The organism is Lelliottia sp. AC1 (assembly GCF_023278595.1).
GTDB lineage: Bacteria > Pseudomonadota > Gammaproteobacteria > Enterobacterales > Enterobacteriaceae > Enterobacter > Enterobacter nimipressuralis.
On the sequence record NZ_CP025699.1, the window covers coordinates 3,860,064 to 3,878,251 of the forward strand.

Below are 18,188 nucleotides of genomic sequence, written 5' to 3' on the forward strand. Positions count from 1 at the left end.
ATGAAATTACTCATTGTTGAAGACGACCTGTTATTACAGGAAGGTCTGGCGCTGGCGCTGGCCAACGAAGGATATGCGCTTGATTGTGCTGCCACTGCGGCAGAAGCTGACTCGCTGATTCAAAGCGGCGAGTACAGCCTGGTGATCCTGGATTTAGGGCTGCCCGATAAAGATGGCGCCACGTTGCTGAGCCAGTGGCGTCGCCGCGGCGTTGATAATCCGGTGCTGATCCTGACAGCGCGCGATGCCCTCGCAGACCGAATCAATGGCCTCGACTCCGGCGCCGATGATTATCTGGTGAAACCCTTTGCCCTGGCCGAGCTACAGGCTCGCGTTCGGGCGCTGATTCGCCGCTATCAGGGGCACAGTGACAATCTGGTGACGGATGGCGATCTGACGCTGAATTTGCAAACCCAGCAGGTGATGCGTCATTCGCAGGCGGTCGAAGTCACTCCGAAAGAGTTCGCTCTGCTCACGCGGCTGATTATGCGCACCGGACAAACGGTGCACCGCGAAACTCTCCAGCAGGATATCTATTCCTGGCAGGACGATCCGGGATCAAACACCCTTGAGGTCCATATTCACAATCTGCGGCGCAAGCTCGGTAAAGACCGCATCAAAACCGTTCGCGGCGTGGGCTATCGCCTGGTGAGTCAAAAATGAACAGCATGCGTCGGCGATTGATGGTTTTGCTGGCGGTCATTCTGTTATTTTTCCAGTTGATTAGTGTGATTTGGCTGTGGCACGAAAGCCGCGAGCAAATTGGCTTTCTGGTGAGTGAAACCCTGTCGGCAAAATCGCGTAACCAACATGTCGAGAAGGAGATTCGCGAAGCCATAGCCTCGCTGCTGGTGCCTTCGCTGGTCATGGTCGGTTTTACCCTGCTCTTCTCCTTCTGGGCCATCACCTGGATTACGCGCCCGCTAAACAAACTGCGCGTCAGTCTCGCCAACCGCTCGGCGGATAATCTCACTCCCCTGCCTCTTTTTTCCGATATGGAAGAGATTGGAGCGGTGACTACATCGCTGAATCAGCTGCTTGCGCGTCTGGACCACACCATCAAGCAGGAGCGCTTATTCACGGCTGACGCGGCCCATGAGCTGCGTACGCCGCTCGCTGGCATCCGGCTTCATCTGGAACTCATGTCTCAGTCAGGCTCACCACAGGCTGCGACGCTGATTCATCGCATCGATCAGCTGATGCACACCGTCGAACAGCTGTTAATGCTGGCGCGAGCGGGGCAGGCAATGGCCAGCGGCCATTATGATACGGTCAACTGGAGTGAGCATATTATCGCGCCGCTGGCGTTAGAGCATGAGGCGAAAGAGCACAACGTCATCTGGCCGGTTCAAAGTCCACTGACCGTTCAGGGCGATCCGGTACTTCTGAGATTGATGCTGCGCAATCTGCTGGAGAATGCGGCGCGCTATAGCCCGGCGGGTACGACTATCACCGTCACGCTAACGGAGCACGACGAGGGCACCCAGGTCAGCGTTATCGATCAGGGGCCAGGCATCGACGAGGCGCATCGCCACTCGATTACCGAGCCGTTCCGTCGTCTCGACCAACGTTTTGGTGGCAGTGGGCTGGGGCTGAGTATTGTCCAGCGTATCGTGCAGCTGCACCGTGGCAATCTGACGCTGGAGAATGCGCCTGAGGGCGGGTTAATCGCCAGTTGCTGGCTGCCCTCCACGCTGAGCTAAAAAAAAGCCCCCTTCGAGAGGGGGCTTCTTAGCGGATCAGTGCTTGTAGATGAATTCGACACCTTCTTCGTCGTCTTCGTCCCAGTCATCATCCCAGTCTTCGTCATCTTCGACGTCAACTTCTTGTTCTTCGAGCTGCTGGCGATGATAGTCATCCCACATAAACTCAACTTTCTCAGGCCCTTTCACTTCTTCTGCCTGAGCAACTGGGTTTTCGATGATAAACGTCATCACATCCCAGCAAAGATCTTTCACGCCCATCTGGCTTGCCGCAGAGATCAGGTAGTATTTGTCTTCCCAACCCATTGCTTCAGCGATGGCTTTCGCTTTCGCTTCTGCTTCGGCTTTGTCCATCAGGTCGATCTTGTTAAAGACCAGCCAGCGCGGTTTAGCGGCCAGCTTATCGCTGTATTTTTCCAGCTCACCGATGATGATGCGCGCATTCTCAACCGGATCAGAACCGTCGATCGGATCGATATCGATGAGGTGCAACAGAACACGACAACGCTCAAGGTGTTTCAGGAAGCGAATACCGAGGCCTGCGCCTTCAGCCGCACCCGCAATCAGACCAGGGATATCGGCGACTACAAAGCTCTTTTCGTTATCCATTCGGACAACGCCGAGGCTTGGTACCAGCGTCGTAAACGGATAATCCGCCACTTTTGGTTTCGCCGCAGAGACCGCACGAATGAACGTCGATTTACCGGCGTTTGGCATGCCCAGCATACCCACATCCGCCAGCAGCATCAGTTCCAGCTGCAGATCGCGTTTATCGCCCGGCGTACCCATCGTTTTTTGACGCGGAGTACGGTTCACAGAGGATTTGAAACGGCTGTTACCCAGACCGTGCCAGCCACCTTTTGCCACCATCAGACGCTGACCGTGTTTGGTCATGTCACCCATGGTTTCGCCCGTACCCTGATCGATAACACGCGTACCGACAGGCACTTTAATAGTGACGTCTTTGCCGCGTTTACCGGTACAGTCGCGGCTCTGACCATTCTGCCCACGCTCCGCGCGGAAAGATTTTTCAAAGCGGTAGTCGATCAGCGTGTTGAGGTTTTCATCCGCCTCTAACCACACGTCACCACCATCTCCACCGTCGCCACCGTCAGGGCCGCCACGAGGAATGTATTTTTCACGGCGGAAGCTAACGCAACCATTACCGCCATCACCTGCAACAACCAGGATCGTTGCTTCATCAACAAACTTCATCTTACTCTCCGTAAATCATTCGCCTGAGCGGGGGACAACTACAACCGCTTCACTTTTGCGCCAACGTCCCCAAAGACGATGACCAATGGCGGAATACATCGCGCCCGCAACCACGACAAACGCACCGAGATAACCCAACAGGTTTAACATCGGTTTGACGAAGAAATCGGGCCAGGCCATTGATAACAAATCTGAAAATAACAGCGTAAACAGCGGCGTGAGTGTAATCAGGGCACTCACTTGTGCTGCCTGCCAGCGCGCCATCGCTTCGGCCAGCGCGCCATAACCGACCAGCGTGTTAAGCCCACAAAAAATGAGGCACGCCAGTTGCCAGTCGCTTAACTGAGTAATCACACCCGGTTTCGCCAACGGCAGTAGTGCTATCGTACACAAAGTGTACAGCAAAAAGAGGATCTGCTGTGAGGCAAGTCTGCGCAATAACACCTTTTGCGCGACGCCGTAGCTCACCCAGACCGTTGCTGCCCCGACGCCAAAAATCACACCCCAGGTGTAATCTGTCAGTCGGGTAAAGATCTCAATCAGGCTGGTGTTAAAGAACATCACCAGACCACACAGCAACATGATTGCCCCGATGATCTGTGTGCCACGCATCTTTTCCTTGAGGATAAAGACGCTGGCCACCATCATGCCAACCGGTGAAAGCTGACCAATCACCTGAGACGCGGTGGGACTTAAATACTGCAAGGAAGAGCTGAACAGAATGAAGTTACCGAACAGACCACCCGTCGCAATAGCCAGCAGCACCAGCCAGCGTGGTTTACGGAAAATCCGCAGCGGCGGCAGTTTGCCTTTTATCGCCAGAATCGCGCCAAGGCCGATACTGGCCATCAGAAAGCGATAAAACACCACTGTCGGCGGTTCCATCACTTCCAGGACCTGCTTCATTGCAATTGGCAACGCCCCCCAGCACACCGCTGTAGTGAGTGCCAGAAGAATGCCGATGCCAGCCTGCTGTTTCATGCCGGTTTTCCCTGCAGAAAATTTTCCGGGTTTTCAATGTAAAAAGCCCCGCAACACGTTGCGGGGCTTTAATCCGTTACCGGACCACGAAAAACTTACTCAGCAACGATGCTGATGTATTTACGGTTGTTCGGGCCTTTAACTTCAAATTTCACTTTACCGTCTGCTTTAGCAAACAGAGTGTGGTCACGACCGCAACCTACGTTGTTGCCAGCGTGGAATTTGGTACCACGTTGACGAACGATGATGCTACCCGCCAGAACAGATTCGCCACCGAAACGCTTAACGCCAAGACGTTTAGCTTCTGAGTCGCGACCGTTACGAGTTGAGCCGCCAGCCTTTTTATGTGCCATTTAAATCTCTCCTCAGGTCTTAGGCGCTGATGCCAGTAATTTTCACATCAGTGAACCACTGACGGTGGCCCTGCTGCTTACGGTAGTGTTTACGACGACGAAACTTAACGATTTTAACTTTCTCGCCACGACCATGAGCAACAACTTCAGCTTTAATCACGCCGCCATCAACGAAAGGAACGCCGATTTTGACTTCTTCACCGTTTGCGATCATCAGAACTTCAGCGAACTCAACAGCTTCGCCAGTTGCGATGTCCAGCTTTTCCAGGCGAATGGTCTGACCTTCGCTTACTCGGTGTTGTTTACCACCACTTTGGAAAACCGCGTACATATAGAACTCCGCTTCCGCGCACATCCTCGTGTGATTCAGAGTGCGCTATAAATATTCACAATAGGGCGCGAATATTACGCAAAACGCGAGCCTTTGACAAGTGCTACCATCAATACATGAAGAAAAAAAACACAACGCGTACGCTAACGTTTATCTGAGCCGTTTTTTCAGTACAATCAGCAATACTATTGATAAACCGAAACCTTCATTAGCCCAGTAGTCATGCGCTAAACAGAATAAGAAGCCCGGCTTTTGCGATGAATTTAGAAAAAATCAACGAGTTAACCGCGCAAGATATGGCGGGTGTGAATGCAGCAATCCTGGAGCAACTCAACTCTGATGTTCAACTCATCAATCAGTTGGGTTATTACATTGTCAGTGGCGGCGGTAAACGTATCCGCCCGATGATCGCCATCCTGGCCGCGAGAGCCATTGGCTATCAGGGAAATGATCACGTCAATATCGCGGCCCTGATTGAGTTTATCCACACAGCCACGCTGTTGCATGATGACGTGGTAGATGAATCCGATATGCGTCGCGGTAAAGCCACTGCGAACGCCGCCTTTGGCAACGCCGCCAGCGTTCTGGTCGGCGATTTTATCTATACCCGCGCCTTCCAGATGATGACGCGTCTCGGCTCGCTCAAAGTGCTGGAGGTGATGTCTGAAGCCGTGAACGTCATCGCTGAAGGCGAGGTGCTGCAGCTGATGAACGTCAACGACCCGGACATCACTGAAGAAAACTACATGCGCGTCATCTACAGTAAAACTGCGCGCCTGTTTGAAGCTGCGGCTCAGTGCTCCGGTATTCTTGCGGGCTGCACCGAGGCGCAGGAGCGGGGTCTGCAGGATTATGGCCGCTACCTGGGCACCGCGTTCCAGCTGATTGACGATCTGCTCGACTACAGCGCCGATGGCGAAACGCTGGGCAAAAACGTCGGAGACGACTTGAACGAAGGTAAACCGACCCTACCGCTGCTGCACGCAATGCGTAACGGCACCCCAGAGCAGGCTAAGCTTATCCGCGAAGCGATTGAGCAAGGAAACGGCAGACATCTTCTGGAACCCGTCCTGGAAACAATGGCGATCTGTGGATCGCTGGACTGGACGCGTCAGCGTGCAGAAGAAGAAGCCGACAAAGCCATTGCCGCTATTCAGGTTATCCCAGACAGCCCATGGCGAGATGCGCTAATCGGGCTGGCACACATCGCCGTTCAGCGCGATCGTTAAGTTCCTTTTTCTCCCCGCGGCATTCGCGGGGAGTTTCAATAAGTTCTCAAAACACCCCATCTTCCGTTACACATTCGGCTTACATGCCGTGTGTATAAACCCTTGTTATATTCTGAATGTTGCATCCTGTTATTCGAACTTTTTAGAACGACCGTTCGAAGAAGGTATAATCGCCATGTCAGTTCAGCCGAAATGACGTGGACGTATTTGAACCAGAGGACAGGATATGGATAAGAAATTTATCGACTGGCATTCGGCCGACATTATTGCCGCATTGCGCAAAAAAGGGACATCGCTGGCCGCCGAATCGCGACGAAGTGGATTAAGTTCTTCTACGCTGGCTAACGCGTTAACCCGTCCGTGGCCCAAGGGAGAGTTGATCATTGCCAGTGCGCTGGAAACGCAGCCCTGGATTATCTGGCCCTCGCGCTATCACGATCCCATTACCCACGAATTTATCGACAGAACACGCATGATGCGCAAGAAGACAGAGGGAAAAGAGCGCCAGAACTGACGCTTTGACTCAGACAGGAACAGCAACCCCCCGGTCAATATTGGCAGGGGGCTGCGCGAACGATTACTCGCCCTTCACACGCTCGATATTTGCACCCAGCGCGCGCAGTTTGTCTTCAATACGCTCGTAGCCGCGATCGATATGATAGATACGATCCACAATCGTCGTCCCTTCCGCAATACAACCCGCCAGCACCAGGCTCGCAGAGGCACGTAAATCCGTTGCCATTACCTGCGCACCAGAAAGCGTTGCTACACCGTGGCAGATAACTGTATTGCTCTCGATTTCTGCGTGTGCACCCATACGGATCAGTTCCGGTACGTGCATGAAGCGGTTTTCGAAAATGGTTTCAGTGATGAAGCCAGTCCCTTCCGCCACCAGGTTCAGCAGCGTGAATTGCGCCTGCATATCCGTCGGGAAAGCCGGGTGTGGTGCCGTACGCACGTTCACCGCTTTTGGACGGTTGCCGTGCATATCCAGGCTGATCCAGTCTTCCCCGATTTCGATATCCGCACCTGCGTCACGCAGTTTTGCCAGAACCGCATCCAGCGTGTCCGGCTGCGCGTTGCGGCAGATGATTTTGCCGCCAGAAATGGCAGCAGCAACCAGGAAAGTACCGGTTTCGATACGGTCTGGCAGAACACGGTACACACCGCCGCCCAGGCGCTCAACGCCTTCGATGGTAATGCGATCGGTACCCTGCCCGGTGATCTTCGCACCCAGCGCCACGAGGAAGTTCGCGGTATCCACGATTTCCGGCTCACGCGCGGCGTTTTCGATAACCGTGGTCCCTTCAGCCAGCGTCGCCGCAGACATGATGGTGACGGTCGCGCCAACGCTCACTTTATCCATAACAATGTGCGCGCCTTTCAGACGGCCATTGACGGACGCTTTCACGTAACCTTCTTCCAGCTTGATCTCTGCGCCCAGTTTTTCCAGACCAAAGATGTGCAGGTCGACCGGACGCGCACCGATAGCACAGCCGCCCGGCAGAGAAACCTGGCCCTGACCAAAACGTGCCACCAGCGGGCCAAGCGCCCAGATGGATGCGCGCATGGTTTTTACCAGGTCGTACGGTGCGGAGAAGTTATTGACGTTGCTGGCATCGATCCACACGGAACCATTGCGCTCCACTTTGGTGCCCAGCTGAGTGAGCAACTTCATGGTGGTGTCGATATCTTTCAGTTTCGGTACGTTCTGGATTTCTACCGGCTCTTCCGCAAGCAGTGCAGCGAAGAGGATCGGCAGCGCAGCGTTTTTCGCGCCGGAAATTGTGACTTCGCCCTGGAGACGCGTAGGTCCCTGTACACGAAATTTGTCCATGATGTGCTCTCTTATGAATTCAACCGTGCTGCGGGCTAGACACCCTCAGCTCAAAAACCGTTTAGCTTGCGATCGCGTTCCCACTCTTGCGGGGTGTACGCTTTGATCGACAGAGCGTGAATGCGATTATCTGCAATGTATTCCATCAGCGGCGCGTAGACAGCCTGCTGTTTTTTCACACGGCTCATGCCGTCGAAAATCTCACCCACAGCAATAACCTGAAAGTGACTGCCATCGCCAGTGACGTGGACTTCCTGAAGGGAGAGTGCGTTCATCAGCACTGTCTGGATTTCATGATTTTCCATGGGTTCTAAATCATCGGGTAGTGAAACAAGCCCAACATCTTAGAGCAAAGTGACGCAGGCTTAAACAGGCAAAAAGCCCCGACGATGAAACAGTCGAGGCTTTCAGAAGTAACGCACTGAAAATATTAACGAGGTAAAACGTCTTCGGGCAGATTATAGAGCTGCACCAGCGTCAGCACCTTTTCGCTGACCCCGCTTAACGTGACCGCCTGGCCCAGCTTTTTACCTTCAGCCACCAGATGGACCAGCAGCGCAACGCCTGCCGTATCCACGCGGGTAACGTGGGTTAAATCGATAAGCTTAACGCCCTGCATGACGTCACGACGCACATCCCACAGGGGGTTGAGCAAATCCTGGTCAAGTTCACCGGACAGCGCGAGTTTGTCGCCTTCACGCGACCAGCTAAATGGCTGCGTCATTACTTTTTCTCGTCCAGAGAAATTTTCTGGCTGGAGATCGATTTCAGCTGTGCGGTCAGGCCATCAATACCTTTAGTACGCAGCAGATCGCTCCACTCGTTCTGTTTGGTCGTGATCATGCTCACCCCTTCGGCGATCATGTCATAGGCCTGCCAGTTGCCCGTCTGGGAATTTTTACGCCACTGGAAATCCAGGCGCACCGGAGGACGGCCGTTCGGATCGATAATGGTCACACGAATCGGTACGATGGTCGCGTCACCCAGCGGTTGTTCCGGAGCGATTTGATAGGTCTGGCCGTGGTACATCGCCAGCGCCTGGCCGTACGCCTGTTTCAGGTATTCACGGAAAGCGGCAAAGTAAGCATCGCGCTGCGCAGGAGTCGCATCTTTGTAATAACGGCCCAGCACCAGCGCACCCGCATATTTCACCTGCACATACGGCAGCAGTTCCTGATCCACCACATCACGCAGGTAATCCGGGTTTGCACGAATTTTAGGTTGCTCGTTTTTCAGGCGATCAAAGGTCTTCTGCGCCGCCTCATCCATCAGTTTATAGGGGTTGCTCTGATCCGCAGCAACAGCTGCACTCAACGGGGCAATCACCAGCATGGCAACCATTAACAGTCGTTTAATCATGAATTACTTCTCCTGAGATGAATTCGTCGTGCCAGGGGTCGGCGCGACGTCAGTTTGGCCTTCACTCTGTGCAGAGGTATCGTCGGATTTCTTATCATCTCCTTTACCGCTGTAAAGGAACTGACCAATCATATCTTCAAGCACCATGGCTGACTTCGTATCCTGAATCACGCCGCCGTCTTTAAGAATAGACGTTCCCAGCTCAGGATCTTCAAAGCCGACGTTCAGCGCCAGGTATTGCTCGCCCAGCAGACCGGACGTGCGGATAGACAGCGAACTGGTGTCCGGAATGTGGTTGTAGCGCTCTTCGATATCCATTTCGACGCGCGGCAGATAGGTTTTTTCATCCAGCGTGATGTCTGAAACGCGGCCAATCACCACACCGCCGATACGCACCGGCGAACGCGCCTTCAGACCACCAATATTATCGAAGGTCGCATAGAGACGATAAGTGGGTTCAGTCCGAATGGAGGTGATATCCGCCGCTCTGAGACAGATAAACAGCGCAGCCAGAAGCGCCAGCAGCAGAAACACACCTACCCAAATTTCACTTTTTCTTGTTTGCATGAACTCAATTCCCAAACATCAGTGCGGTGAGCACAAAATCCAGGCCAAGAACGGCCAGCGACGAATGAACCACAGTACGCGTTGTCGCGCGACTGATGCCCTCAGAAGTTGGTATCGCGTCATATCCATTGAACAACGCAATCCAGGTCACAGTCACGGCGAATACCGCGCTCTTAATCAGGCAGTTCACCAGGTCCATGCGCAGATCGACGGCATCCTGCATTGCAGACCAGAAGAAACCGGCATCAATCCCTTTCCACTGCACGCCAACTAATGAACCGCCCCAGATACCGACGGCGACAAACAGAATGGTCAGCAGCGGCAGAGAGATCACCCCCGCCCAGAAACGCGGCGAGATCACGCGGCGCAGCGGGTCGACCGCCATCATCTCCATACTGGAGAGCTGTTCCGTCGCACGCATCAGACCAATTTCGGCGGTTAACGCAGAACCGGCGCGGCCGGCGAATAACAGTGCCGCCACCACCGGGCCAAGCTCACGCAAGAGCGAAAGCGCCACCAGCATACCGAGACTGGTTTCTGCACTGTAGGTGGTCAGCACCAGATAGCCCTGCAGCCCCAGCACCATGCCGATAAACAGACCCGACACGATGATAATCAGCATCGACAGCACGCCGACATTATAGAGCTGACGAATCAGCAACGGGGAGTGTTTGCGGAATTCCGGCTTACCCACCAGCGCATTGAACAACATCAACCCGGCACGCCCGAACGTCCTGATGGTTTTTATGCCACGGTGTCCAAGGGCGGCCAACGCATTTAACAGCATCAGCGGCTTAACTCCCTATTCCCAGTAAATCGTGATGATAGTCACCCGCCGGATAACGGAACGGCACAGGACCATCCGCTATCCCGTCGAGGAACTGGCGAACGCGCGGGTCACTGTTGTTCTGCAGCGCCTGAGCACCGCCGTGGGCGACGATCTTTTTATCCGCCACAATATAGGCGTAATCCGCGATGCTCAGTACCTCTGGCACATCGTGTGATACCACAATGCATGTGACACCCAGCGAGCTGTTCAGTTCTGAAATCAATTTGACCAGCACGCCCATGGTAATCGGGTCCTGGCCGACGAAAGGTTCATCGAACATGATTAAATCGGGTTCGAGCGCAATCGCACGCGCCAGTGCGGCACGACGCGCCATCCCGCCGGACAGCTCCGACGGCATCAGTTTGGCCGCCCCGCGCAATCCCACGGCTTCCAGCTTCATCATCACCGTCGTTTTCAACAGTTCCGGGGAGAGACGCGTATGCTCGCGCAACGGATAGGCGACGTTATCAAAGACGTTCATGTCGGTGAATAGCGCGCCAGACTGAAACAGCATGCTCATCCGTTTACGGACGGTATACAGGCGTGAGCGCGACATCTGCGGAACATTTTCACCGTCGAAAAGAATTTCACCGCGGTCCGGTGGGATCTGCCCACCAATCAGACGCAGCAGTGTGGTTTTGCCGATGCCGGATGGCCCCATGATCGCGGTGATCTTACCCCGCGGCACCGTCAGCGTGATGTTTTCGAATATCAATCGGTTAGCGCGCGAGAAGCTGACGTCACGGACGTCGACTAAATTCGCCATCGTTTGGCTCATTTAACGTTCCTTTCTTTCCCATCAAGGTTAAGCATGGCGCTTAATTCAGCCTTAAACCCGACATTTTTGCAGATAATTATCCGCTCAGGTTAGCGAAAGCTGGCATTTGTTTTACTTTTCCGGCGCATAAAGTCAAAATTAGGAATTCGTTACGTCTACAGACTGCATGCGGCGCCAGAGATTCATTCTCAGTGGACCGGCGAGTATACCTGAATAAAGGATTTTTGATGCTTTTAGCAACGGCACTGTTAATAATTGGTTTACTTCTGGTGGTCTACAGTGCTGACCGTTTGGTTTTCGCCGCATCCATCCTGTGCAGACTCTTTGGGATACCGCCGCTGATTATCGGCATGACGGTGGTGAGCGTCGGCACATCGCTTCCGGAAATTATTGTCTCTGTTTCCGCGTCGCTCCATGGCCAGGTCGATCTCGCCATTGGTACCGCGATTGGCTCAAATATCGTTAATATTTTATTGATCCTGGGCCTTGCCGCACTGCTGCATCCATTTCGCGTGGATTCTGATGTTCTGCGCCGTGAATTGCCGCTAATGTTAATTGTCAGCCTGCTGGCAGGCTATGTGCTTTATGATGGGCAACTGACCTTCGACGACGGTATTTTACTGCTGGCGCTGGCGATCATCTGGCTGCTCTATATCGTTAAGATTGCCCGGCTGGCGGAAAAACAGGGGAATGATAGCCTGACGCGTGAGCAGGTGGCTGAACTTCCGCGTGAAGGCACCCTGCCCGTTGCCCTGCTGTGGCTCGGCGTGGCGCTGATTATTATGCCGATGGCCACCCGCATGGTCGTCGACAACGCCACGGTACTGGCCAACTACTTCGCGATTAGCGAACTGACGATTGGCCTGACGGTAATTGCGATCGGTACCAGCCTGCCAGAACTGGCCACGGCGATCGCGGGCGCACGGAAAGGCGAAGGTGATATTGCAATTGGCAATATCATTGGCTCGAATATCTTCAACATCGCTATCGTTATGGGTTTACCCGCACTGATTGCGCCAGGGGCATTTAACCCGCTGGCCTTCTCCCGCGATTACGGTGTGATGCTGTTCGTCAGCGTGATTTTCGCCCTGCTCTGCTGGCGGCGGAAGCAGCAAATAGGCAAAGGGGCGGGCGCCTTGCTGACAGGTGGTTTTATCGTATGGATGGCGATGCTGTACTGGCTGTCGCCTCTTCTCTCTGGGTAAACGGAAACGCATTATGTCGCAAATAGAATTGCAGCCGGGTTTTGACTTTCAGAAAGCAGGCAAAAAAGTTCTGGAGATTGAACGTGAAGGTCTGGCGCAGTTAGATCAATACATAAATCAGGACTTTAGTCAGGCATGTGAGCAAATTGCCGCCTGCACCGGTAAAGTCGTGGTGATGGGGATGGGCAAATCCGGTCACATCGGTCGTAAGATGGCCGCGACCTTCGCCAGTACCGGAACGTCGTCCTTCTTCGTCCATCCGGGTGAAGCCGCCCATGGCGATCTCGGAATGGTCACGCCGCAGGACGTGGTGATTGCGCTGTCTAACTCCGGTGAATCCAACGAAATCCTGGCGCTGATCCCGGTGCTCAAGCGTCTGCACGTTCCCCTCATTTGCATGACCAGTCGCCCGGAGAGCAGCATGGCGCGTGCGGCGGATATTCACCTGTGTGTGAAAGTCCCGCAAGAGGCCTGCCCGCTCGGCCTGGCGCCGACGTCCAGCACCACTGCGGCGCTGGTGATGGGCGATGCCCTCGCCGTGGCGCTGCTCGAAGCGCGTGGTTTTACCCCCGAAGATTTTGCCCTCTCTCACCCAGGCGGTGCGTTGGGACGTAAACTTCTGCTGCGCGTGAATGATATTATGCACACCGGCACGGAAATCCCGCACGTCAGCAAAGATGCCTCGCTGCGTGATGCGCTGCTGGAAATCACCCGTAAAAATCTCGGTATGACGGTCATTTGCGACGACCTGATGAAGATCGAAGGCATCTTCACCGACGGTGATTTGCGTCGCGTCTTTGATATGGGCGTTGACGTGCGCACGCTGGGCATTGCAGATGTGATGACCCCCGGCGGAATTCGGGTCCGGCCTGGTACGCTGGCGGTGGAAGTTTTGAACCTGATGCAATCCCGTCATATTACCTCAGCCATGGTTGCCGATGGCGACCAACTGCTGGGTGTGGTACATATGCATGATCTTCTGCGCGCAGGCGTAGTGTAATGAAGGATAAGACAATGAGTAATGCGGGTGCATCCCTTGCAACCTGTTATGGCCCGGTCACTACGCAGATGATGGCAAAGGCGGAAAACATCCGTCTGCTTATTCTGGATGTGGATGGTGTACTGTCCGATGGCTTAATTTTTATGGGCAATAACGGCGAAGAGCTGAAGGCATTCAACGTGCGCGACGGCTACGGAATTCGCTGTGCGATCACATCCGGCATCGAAGTTGCTATCATCACCGGGCGTAAGGCTAAACTGGTAGAAGATCGCTGCGAAACATTAGGCATTACCCATTTGTATCAGGGGCAATCCGACAAAATGGTCGCGTTCCGGGATTTGCTGGCGAAGCTTGCCATCGCCCCTGAAAACGTCGCCTACGTTGGAGACGATCTGATCGACTGGCCGGTCATGGCTGAAGTCGGGTTGAGCATCGCCGTGGCGGATGCTCATCCTTTGCTGATCCCGCGCGCTGACTATGTCACCCGGATCAACGGCGGTCGCGGCGCCGTTCGTGAAGTCTGCGATTTGTTACTGCTGGCGCAGGGCAAGCTTGATGAGGCCAAAGGGCAATCGATATGAGTAAAACCAGACGTTGGGTTATCATTCTGCTTTCACTGGCCGTACTGGTTCTGATTGGCGTGAATCTCGCCGACCAGGACGACACGCCGGATGAAGTGGTCAGCACCAATGATCCAACCTACAAAAGCGACCACAGCGACACCGTGGTTTACAGCCCTGAAGGCGCCCTGAACTATCGCCTGATTGCGCAGCATGTAGAGTATTTTTCCGATGATGGCATCTCGTGGTTCACCCGGCCGGTGATGACCACATTTGATACCAACAAAATTCCAACGTGGTCGATTAAATCTGACAGAGCAAAATTGACGAATGACCGTATGCTTTATTTGTATGGTCATGTTGAAGTCAACGCCCTGACGCCAGATTCTCAACTGCGCAAAATTACTACGGATAATGCCCAGATCAACCTGGTCACCCAGGATGTCACGTCTCAGGATCTGGTGACGTTATACGGCACAACATTTAATTCCAGCGGTCTAAGAATGCGCGGGAACTTACGCAGCAAAAACGCCGAGCTGATTGAAAAGGTTAGAACCTCCTATGAAATTCAAAACAAACAAACTCAGCCTTAACTTTATCATTGCCAGCGCGCTGCTGGCCGCCAGTCTCCCCGCGCTTGCTGTTACGGGCGACACTGAGCAGCCTATCCATATCGAATCTGACACTCAGTCGCTTGATATGCAGGGTAACGTCGTGACCTTTACCGGCAACGTCGTCATGACCCAGGGCACGATCAAAATCAATGCCGACAAAGTGGTTGTCACCCGTCCGGGCGGCGAGCAGGGCAAAGAGATTATTGATGGCTACGGTAATCCGGCCACCTTCTATCAGATGCAGGATAACGGCAAGCCGGTGAAAGGCCGCGCCTCTCATATGCACTACGAGCTGGCTAAAGATCTCGTCATCCTGACCGGCAATGCCTATCTGGAACAGCTGGATAGCAACATCACCGGCGATAAGATCACCTATCTGGTGAAAGAGCAGAAAATGCAGGCTTTCAGCGAAAAAGGTAAGCGCGTCACTACCGTTCTGGTTCCGTCTCAGCTGCAGGACAAGAACAAAGACCAGGCCCCGGCACAGAAAAAGAGTAACTAATTCGTTATGGCAACATTAACTGCAAAGAACCTCGCCAAAGCCTATAAAGGCCGCCGCGTCGTGGAAGATGTCAGTCTGACCGTAAACTCCGGCGAAATCGTAGGCCTGTTAGGCCCAAACGGTGCGGGCAAAACCACCACCTTTTACATGGTGGTCGGCATCGTTTCACGCGATGCGGGCAACATTATCATTGATGATGAAGACATCAGCTTGCTGCCACTGCATGCGCGCGCGCGTCGTGGTATTGGCTATCTGCCGCAGGAGGCGTCGATTTTCCGCCGTCTGAGCGTGTTCGACAACCTGATGGCCGTGCTGCAAATCCGTGATGATTTGACCTCCGAGCAGCGTCAGGATCGTGCTAACGAACTGATGGAAGAGTTCCACATCGAACATTTGCGCGACAGCCTCGGTCAGGCGCTCTCCGGTGGTGAACGCCGCCGCGTGGAAATCGCCCGTGCGCTTGCCGCGAATCCAAAATTTATCCTGCTGGATGAACCTTTTGCGGGCGTTGACCCTATCTCCGTTATCGACATCAAACGTATTATCGAGCATTTGCGCGACAGCGGCCTCGGTGTGCTCATCACGGACCACAACGTACGTGAAACGCTGGCAGTTTGTGAACGCGCTTATATCGTCAGCCAGGGCCATTTAATCGCCCACGGCACGCCACTCGAAATCCTCGAAGACGAGCATGTGAAGCGTGTGTACCTTGGGGAAGACTTCAGACTCTGATAGGGTAGAGGTTAAGTCACGCCAAAGCGGGGAAAAACGCTCTGAACATGAAGCAAGGTTTGCAATTACGGCTCAGCCAGCAACTGGCAATGACGCCACAGCTACAACAGGCGATTCGTCTGTTGCAGCTGTCCACGTTAGAACTTCAGCAGGAACTCCAGCAGGCGCTGGACAGTAACCCCCTGCTGGAGCAAACCGATCTTCATGACGAGGTTGATACCCAGGAAAAGCAGGACACCGAATCGCTTGATACCGCAGACGCTCTTGAACAAAAAGAGATGCCGGACGAGCTACCGCTGGACGCCAGCTGGGATGAAATCTACACCGCCGGAACCCCTTCCGGGACGCGTGCAGATTACCAGGATGACGAGCTACCGGTCTATCAGGGTGAAACCACCCAGTCCCTGCAGGATTATCTGATGTGGCAGGTGGAGCTGACGCCATTCACCGAAACCGATCGCGCGATTGCTACCTCGATTGTCGATGCCGTGGATGACACCGGCTATTTGACCGTTTCTCTGGAAGATATTCTGGAGAGCATCGGGAACGGCGATATCGATCTCGATGAGATCGAAGCGGTGCTAAAACGCATCCAGCGCTTTGACCCGGTTGGCGTGGCGGCGAAAGATCTGCGTGATTGCCTGTTGATCCAGCTGTCGCAGTTTGCGAAAGAGACGCCGTGGATCGACGAAGCGCGGTTGATCATCAGCGATCATCTCGATCTGCTGGCGAATCACGACTTCCGCTCGCTGATGCGCGTTACCCGCCTGAAAGAAGATGTGCTGAAAGAGGCGGTGAATCTGATTCAGTCCCTCGATCCGCGCCCCGGACAGTCGATCCAGACCAGCGAACCCGAGTACGTGATCCCTGACGTTCTGGTGCGCAAACACAATGGCCGCTGGGCCGTTGAACTGAATTCCGACAGCATTCCTCGCCTGCAAATCAATCAGCAATACGCCTCCATGTGCACCAGCGTGCGCAACGACTCCGACAATCAATATATTCGTAGCAATCTTCAGGAAGCGCGCTGGCTGATCAAAAGCCTTGAGAGCCGAAATGATACGCTGCTACGGGTGAGTCGTTGCATCGTCGAACAGCAGCAGGCGTTTTTCGATCAGGGCGAAGAGTTTATGAAACCGATGGTGCTGGCGGATATCGCCCAGGCCGTCGAGATGCACGAATCGACCATTTCGCGCGTGACTACGCAGAAGTATCTGCACAGCCCGCGCGGTATTTTTGAGCTTAAGTATTTCTTCTCCAGCCATGTGAATACCGAAGGCGGTGGCGAAGCCTCGTCAACGGCCATTCGCGCACTGGTGAAGAAGTTGATCGCCGCGGAAAACCCCGCGAAGCCACTGAGTGACAGTAAGTTAACCACCATGCTGTCCGACCAGGGTATTATGGTGGCACGTCGTACTGTTGCGAAGTATCGAGAGTCTTTATCCATTCCGCCGTCTAACCAGCGTAAACAACTGGTTTGACACAACCGATAAGGAAGACACTATGCAGCTCAACATCACAGGACAGAATGTCGAGATCACTGAAGCCTTGCGTGATTTTGTGAATACAAAATTCGCCAAACTGGAGCAGTATTTCGAGAGGATCAATCAGGTCTACATTGTGTTAAAAGTGGAGAAAGTGACTCATATCTCGGACGCAACCCTGCATGTCAACGGGGGCGAAATCCATGCCAGTGCGGAAGGGCAAGACATGTATGCGGCTATCGACGGCTTGATTGACAAGCTGGCACGACAGCTTAATAAACATAAAGATAAACTGAAACAACACTAATTGTCCGGGCAGTTAACGGGTGCAGGGCGGCCTGTTGTCAAACACAACAGGCCATTTGTACAGTTAGCGCTTAGGTGAAATTATGATGAACAACGATTCCTCGCTTCAATTGAGTAATGTCCTTAACCAGGAATGTACCCGCAGTGGCGTTCACTGTCAGAGCAAAAAACGGGCTCTGGAAATTATCAGTGAACTGGCTGCAAAACAGTTAAGCCTGCCGCCTCAGGTGGTATTCGAGGCCATTCTGACCCGTGAAAAAATGGGCAGTACCGGCATCGGCAATGGCATCGCCATTCCGCATGGCAAACTGGAAGAAGACACATTACGCGCCGTGGGCGTTTTTGTGCAGCTTGAAACGCCTATCGCTTTTGATGCGATTGATAACCAGCCGGTTGATTTGCTTTTCGCTCTGCTGGTGCCTGCTGACCAGACGAAAACCCATTTGCATACGCTTTCTCTGGTCGCAAAACGTCTGGCGGATAAAACAATTTGCCGCCGTCTGCGCGCAGCCCAAAGTGATGAAGAGCTGTACCAAATTATCACCGAAGCGGAAGGCAATCAGGATGATGCGTAACCAGGAGATGGCCTTCACATCTGCAGTC

At 53.8% G+C, this 18,188-nt stretch carries 24 protein-coding genes; 13 read left to right on the forward strand and 11 right to left on the reverse strand.

Annotation, left to right across the window (positions count from 1 at the left end; translation table 11 throughout):
• Window positions 1-663, forward strand: coding sequence for a two-component system response regulator PmrA (gene pmrA, locus C0560_RS18290; protein ID WP_248859224.1), 663 nt, complete (start codon window positions 1-3; stop codon window positions 661-663).
• Window positions 660-1,703: a two-component system sensor histidine kinase PmrB gene (gene pmrB / locus C0560_RS18295; RefSeq protein ID WP_181826915.1), complete on the forward strand. Its 1,044-nt coding sequence runs from the start codon at window positions 660-662 to the stop codon at window positions 1,701-1,703. Before pmrA ends, pmrB begins: the two co-directional genes overlap by 4 nt.
• Window positions 1,704-1,739: 36 nt before the next feature.
• Here the strand turns inward: pmrB and cgtA are convergent, their stop codons facing one another.
• The 4 genes from cgtA to rplU all read right to left on the reverse strand — a co-directional run bounded on the left by cgtA (window position 1,740) and on the right by rplU (window position 4,583).
• Window positions 1,740-2,918, reverse strand: coding sequence for an Obg family GTPase CgtA (gene cgtA / locus C0560_RS18300; protein WP_100778742.1), 1,179 nt, complete (start codon window positions 2,916-2,918; stop codon window positions 1,740-1,742).
• 15 nt (window positions 2,919-2,933) lie between these two features.
• Complete coding sequence (locus C0560_RS18305; protein ID WP_100778741.1) at window positions 2,934-3,899, reverse strand: DMT family transporter; 966 nt, start codon at window positions 3,897-3,899, stop codon at window positions 2,934-2,936.
• Window positions 3,900-3,994: 95 nt separating this feature from the next.
• The gene (gene rpmA, locus C0560_RS18310) at window positions 3,995-4,252 is read right to left on the reverse strand and encodes a 50S ribosomal protein L27 (protein WP_004385076.1); all 258 of its coding nucleotides are present in this window, start codon (window positions 4,250-4,252) and stop codon (window positions 3,995-3,997) included.
• Window positions 4,253-4,271: 19 nt separating this feature from the next.
• Window positions 4,272-4,583, reverse strand: a complete 312-nt coding sequence (rplU, locus tag C0560_RS18315; RefSeq protein ID WP_095284390.1) for a 50S ribosomal protein L21 — start codon at window positions 4,581-4,583, stop codon at window positions 4,272-4,274.
• 257 nt (window positions 4,584-4,840) lie between these two features.
• On the opposite strand from rplU, the gene ispB reads away from it, so the two are divergent.
• Both ispB and sfsB read left to right on the forward strand, forming a co-directional pair.
• Window positions 4,841-5,812: an octaprenyl diphosphate synthase gene (ispB, locus tag C0560_RS18320; RefSeq protein ID WP_102105489.1), complete on the forward strand. Its 972-nt coding sequence runs from the start codon at window positions 4,841-4,843 to the stop codon at window positions 5,810-5,812.
• A gap of 226 nt (window positions 5,813-6,038) precedes the next feature.
• Entirely contained in the window at window positions 6,039-6,326 is a 288-nt protein-coding gene (gene sfsB / locus C0560_RS18325; protein WP_100778739.1) for a DNA-binding transcriptional regulator SfsB, read from the forward strand.
• Between the two features lie 63 nt (window positions 6,327-6,389).
• Here the strand turns inward: sfsB and murA are convergent, their stop codons facing one another.
• From murA to mlaF, 7 genes are all read right to left on the reverse strand, one after another.
• Window positions 6,390-7,649, reverse strand: a complete 1,260-nt coding sequence (gene murA, locus C0560_RS18330) for a UDP-N-acetylglucosamine 1-carboxyvinyltransferase (protein WP_100778738.1) — start codon at window positions 7,647-7,649, stop codon at window positions 6,390-6,392.
• Window positions 7,650-7,699: 50 nt separating this feature from the next.
• Window positions 7,700-7,954 (reverse strand): BolA family iron metabolism protein IbaG, encoded by a 255-nt coding sequence (ibaG, locus tag C0560_RS18335; protein ID WP_100778737.1) that lies wholly within the window; start codon window positions 7,952-7,954, stop codon window positions 7,700-7,702.
• Between the two features lie 125 nt (window positions 7,955-8,079).
• Window positions 8,080-8,373 carry a lipid asymmetry maintenance protein MlaB gene (gene mlaB / locus C0560_RS18340; protein ID WP_100778736.1) on the reverse strand — a complete coding sequence of 98 codons (294 nt, stop codon included), beginning with the start codon at window positions 8,371-8,373 and terminating at the stop codon, window positions 8,080-8,082.
• Window positions 8,373-9,008: a phospholipid-binding protein MlaC gene (gene mlaC, locus C0560_RS18345; protein WP_100778735.1), complete on the reverse strand. Its 636-nt coding sequence runs from the start codon at window positions 9,006-9,008 to the stop codon at window positions 8,373-8,375. Before mlaC ends, mlaB begins: the two co-directional genes overlap by 1 nt.
• 3 nt (window positions 9,009-9,011) lie before the next feature.
• The gene (mlaD, locus tag C0560_RS18350; RefSeq protein WP_100780811.1) at window positions 9,012-9,575 is read right to left on the reverse strand and encodes an outer membrane lipid asymmetry maintenance protein MlaD; all 564 of its coding nucleotides are present in this window, start codon (window positions 9,573-9,575) and stop codon (window positions 9,012-9,014) included.
• Between the two features lie 4 nt (window positions 9,576-9,579).
• Window positions 9,580-10,362: a lipid asymmetry maintenance ABC transporter permease subunit MlaE gene (mlaE, locus tag C0560_RS18355; protein WP_100778734.1), complete on the reverse strand. Its 783-nt coding sequence runs from the start codon at window positions 10,360-10,362 to the stop codon at window positions 9,580-9,582.
• A 7-nt stretch (window positions 10,363-10,369) separates the two neighbouring features.
• Window positions 10,370-11,182, reverse strand: a complete 813-nt coding sequence (gene mlaF, locus C0560_RS18360) for a phospholipid ABC transporter ATP-binding protein MlaF (RefSeq protein WP_100778733.1) — start codon at window positions 11,180-11,182, stop codon at window positions 10,370-10,372.
• A 227-nt stretch (window positions 11,183-11,409) separates the two neighbouring features.
• On the opposite strand from mlaF, the gene C0560_RS18365 reads away from it, so the two are divergent.
• The 9 genes from C0560_RS18365 (at window position 11,410) to ptsN (ending at window position 18,160) form a co-directional block, all read left to right on the forward strand.
• Window positions 11,410-12,387 carry a calcium/sodium antiporter gene (locus C0560_RS18365; protein ID WP_102105490.1) on the forward strand — a complete coding sequence of 326 codons (978 nt, stop codon included), beginning with the start codon at window positions 11,410-11,412 and terminating at the stop codon, window positions 12,385-12,387.
• A 13-nt stretch (window positions 12,388-12,400) separates the two neighbouring features.
• Window positions 12,401-13,387: an arabinose-5-phosphate isomerase KdsD gene (gene kdsD, locus C0560_RS18370; RefSeq protein ID WP_248859225.1), complete on the forward strand. Its 987-nt coding sequence runs from the start codon at window positions 12,401-12,403 to the stop codon at window positions 13,385-13,387.
• 14 nt (window positions 13,388-13,401) lie between these two features.
• Window positions 13,402-13,968: a 3-deoxy-manno-octulosonate-8-phosphatase KdsC gene (gene kdsC, locus C0560_RS18375; RefSeq protein ID WP_248860308.1), complete on the forward strand. Its 567-nt coding sequence runs from the start codon at window positions 13,402-13,404 to the stop codon at window positions 13,966-13,968.
• The gene (lptC, locus tag C0560_RS18380) at window positions 13,965-14,540 is read left to right on the forward strand and encodes an LPS export ABC transporter periplasmic protein LptC (protein WP_100778729.1); all 576 of its coding nucleotides are present in this window, start codon (window positions 13,965-13,967) and stop codon (window positions 14,538-14,540) included. The genes kdsC and lptC overlap by 4 nt, the downstream gene beginning before the upstream one ends.
• On the forward strand, window positions 14,509-15,063 hold the full coding sequence (lptA, locus tag C0560_RS18385) for a lipopolysaccharide ABC transporter substrate-binding protein LptA (protein ID WP_100778728.1): 555 nt from the start codon (window positions 14,509-14,511) through the stop codon (window positions 15,061-15,063). The genes lptC and lptA overlap by 32 nt, the downstream gene beginning before the upstream one ends.
• A gap of 6 nt (window positions 15,064-15,069) precedes the next feature.
• Window positions 15,070-15,795, forward strand: coding sequence for an LPS export ABC transporter ATP-binding protein (gene lptB / locus C0560_RS18390; protein ID WP_100778727.1), 726 nt, complete (start codon window positions 15,070-15,072; stop codon window positions 15,793-15,795).
• 47 nt (window positions 15,796-15,842) lie between these two features.
• Entirely contained in the window at window positions 15,843-17,276 is a 1,434-nt protein-coding gene (gene rpoN / locus C0560_RS18395; RefSeq protein ID WP_102105493.1) for an RNA polymerase factor sigma-54, read from the forward strand.
• Between the two features lie 22 nt (window positions 17,277-17,298).
• Window positions 17,299-17,586 carry a ribosome hibernation promoting factor gene (hpf, locus tag C0560_RS18400; RefSeq protein ID WP_100778725.1) on the forward strand — a complete coding sequence of 96 codons (288 nt, stop codon included), beginning with the start codon at window positions 17,299-17,301 and terminating at the stop codon, window positions 17,584-17,586.
• Window positions 17,587-17,668: 82 nt separating this feature from the next.
• Window positions 17,669-18,160 (forward strand): PTS IIA-like nitrogen regulatory protein PtsN, encoded by a 492-nt coding sequence (gene ptsN / locus C0560_RS18405; protein ID WP_100778724.1) that lies wholly within the window; start codon window positions 17,669-17,671, stop codon window positions 18,158-18,160.
• Window positions 18,161-18,188 lie beyond the last annotated feature (28 nt).

Coding starts and splice junctions, on each gene's coding strand:
- pmrA (WP_248859224.1), top strand. CDS start 1: ATGAAATTACTCATTGTTGAAGACGACCTGTTATTACAGGAAGGTCTG.
- pmrB (WP_181826915.1), top strand. CDS start 660: ATGAACAGCATGCGTCGGCGATTGATGGTTTTGCTGGCGGTCATTCTG.
- cgtA (WP_100778742.1), bottom strand. CDS start 2,918: ATGAAGTTTGTTGATGAAGCAACGATCCTGGTTGTTGCAGGTGATGGC.
- C0560_RS18305 (WP_100778741.1), bottom strand. CDS start 3,899: ATGAAACAGCAGGCTGGCATCGGCATTCTTCTGGCACTCACTACAGCG.
- rpmA (WP_004385076.1), bottom strand. CDS start 4,252: ATGGCACATAAAAAGGCTGGCGGCTCAACTCGTAACGGTCGCGACTCA.
- rplU (WP_095284390.1), bottom strand. CDS start 4,583: ATGTACGCGGTTTTCCAAAGTGGTGGTAAACAACACCGAGTAAGCGAA.
- ispB (WP_102105489.1), top strand. CDS start 4,841: ATGAATTTAGAAAAAATCAACGAGTTAACCGCGCAAGATATGGCGGGT.
- sfsB (WP_100778739.1), top strand. CDS start 6,039: ATGGATAAGAAATTTATCGACTGGCATTCGGCCGACATTATTGCCGCA.
- murA (WP_100778738.1), bottom strand. CDS start 7,649: ATGGACAAATTTCGTGTACAGGGACCTACGCGTCTCCAGGGCGAAGTC.
- ibaG (WP_100778737.1), bottom strand. CDS start 7,954: ATGGAAAATCATGAAATCCAGACAGTGCTGATGAACGCACTCTCCCTT.
- mlaB (WP_100778736.1), bottom strand. CDS start 8,373: ATGACGCAGCCATTTAGCTGGTCGCGTGAAGGCGACAAACTCGCGCTG.
- mlaC (WP_100778735.1), bottom strand. CDS start 9,008: ATGATTAAACGACTGTTAATGGTTGCCATGCTGGTGATTGCCCCGTTG.
- mlaD (WP_100780811.1), bottom strand. CDS start 9,575: ATGCAAACAAGAAAAAGTGAAATTTGGGTAGGTGTGTTTCTGCTGCTG.
- mlaE (WP_100778734.1), bottom strand. CDS start 10,362: ATGCTGTTAAATGCGTTGGCCGCCCTTGGACACCGTGGCATAAAAACC.
- mlaF (WP_100778733.1), bottom strand. CDS start 11,182: ATGAGCCAAACGATGGCGAATTTAGTCGACGTCCGTGACGTCAGCTTC.
- C0560_RS18365 (WP_102105490.1), top strand. CDS start 11,410: ATGCTTTTAGCAACGGCACTGTTAATAATTGGTTTACTTCTGGTGGTC.
- kdsD (WP_248859225.1), top strand. CDS start 12,401: ATGTCGCAAATAGAATTGCAGCCGGGTTTTGACTTTCAGAAAGCAGGC.
- kdsC (WP_248860308.1), top strand. CDS start 13,402: ATGAGTAATGCGGGTGCATCCCTTGCAACCTGTTATGGCCCGGTCACT.
- lptC (WP_100778729.1), top strand. CDS start 13,965: ATGAGTAAAACCAGACGTTGGGTTATCATTCTGCTTTCACTGGCCGTA.
- lptA (WP_100778728.1), top strand. CDS start 14,509: ATGAAATTCAAAACAAACAAACTCAGCCTTAACTTTATCATTGCCAGC.
- lptB (WP_100778727.1), top strand. CDS start 15,070: ATGGCAACATTAACTGCAAAGAACCTCGCCAAAGCCTATAAAGGCCGC.
- rpoN (WP_102105493.1), top strand. CDS start 15,843: ATGAAGCAAGGTTTGCAATTACGGCTCAGCCAGCAACTGGCAATGACG.
- hpf (WP_100778725.1), top strand. CDS start 17,299: ATGCAGCTCAACATCACAGGACAGAATGTCGAGATCACTGAAGCCTTG.
- ptsN (WP_100778724.1), top strand. CDS start 17,669: ATGATGAACAACGATTCCTCGCTTCAATTGAGTAATGTCCTTAACCAG.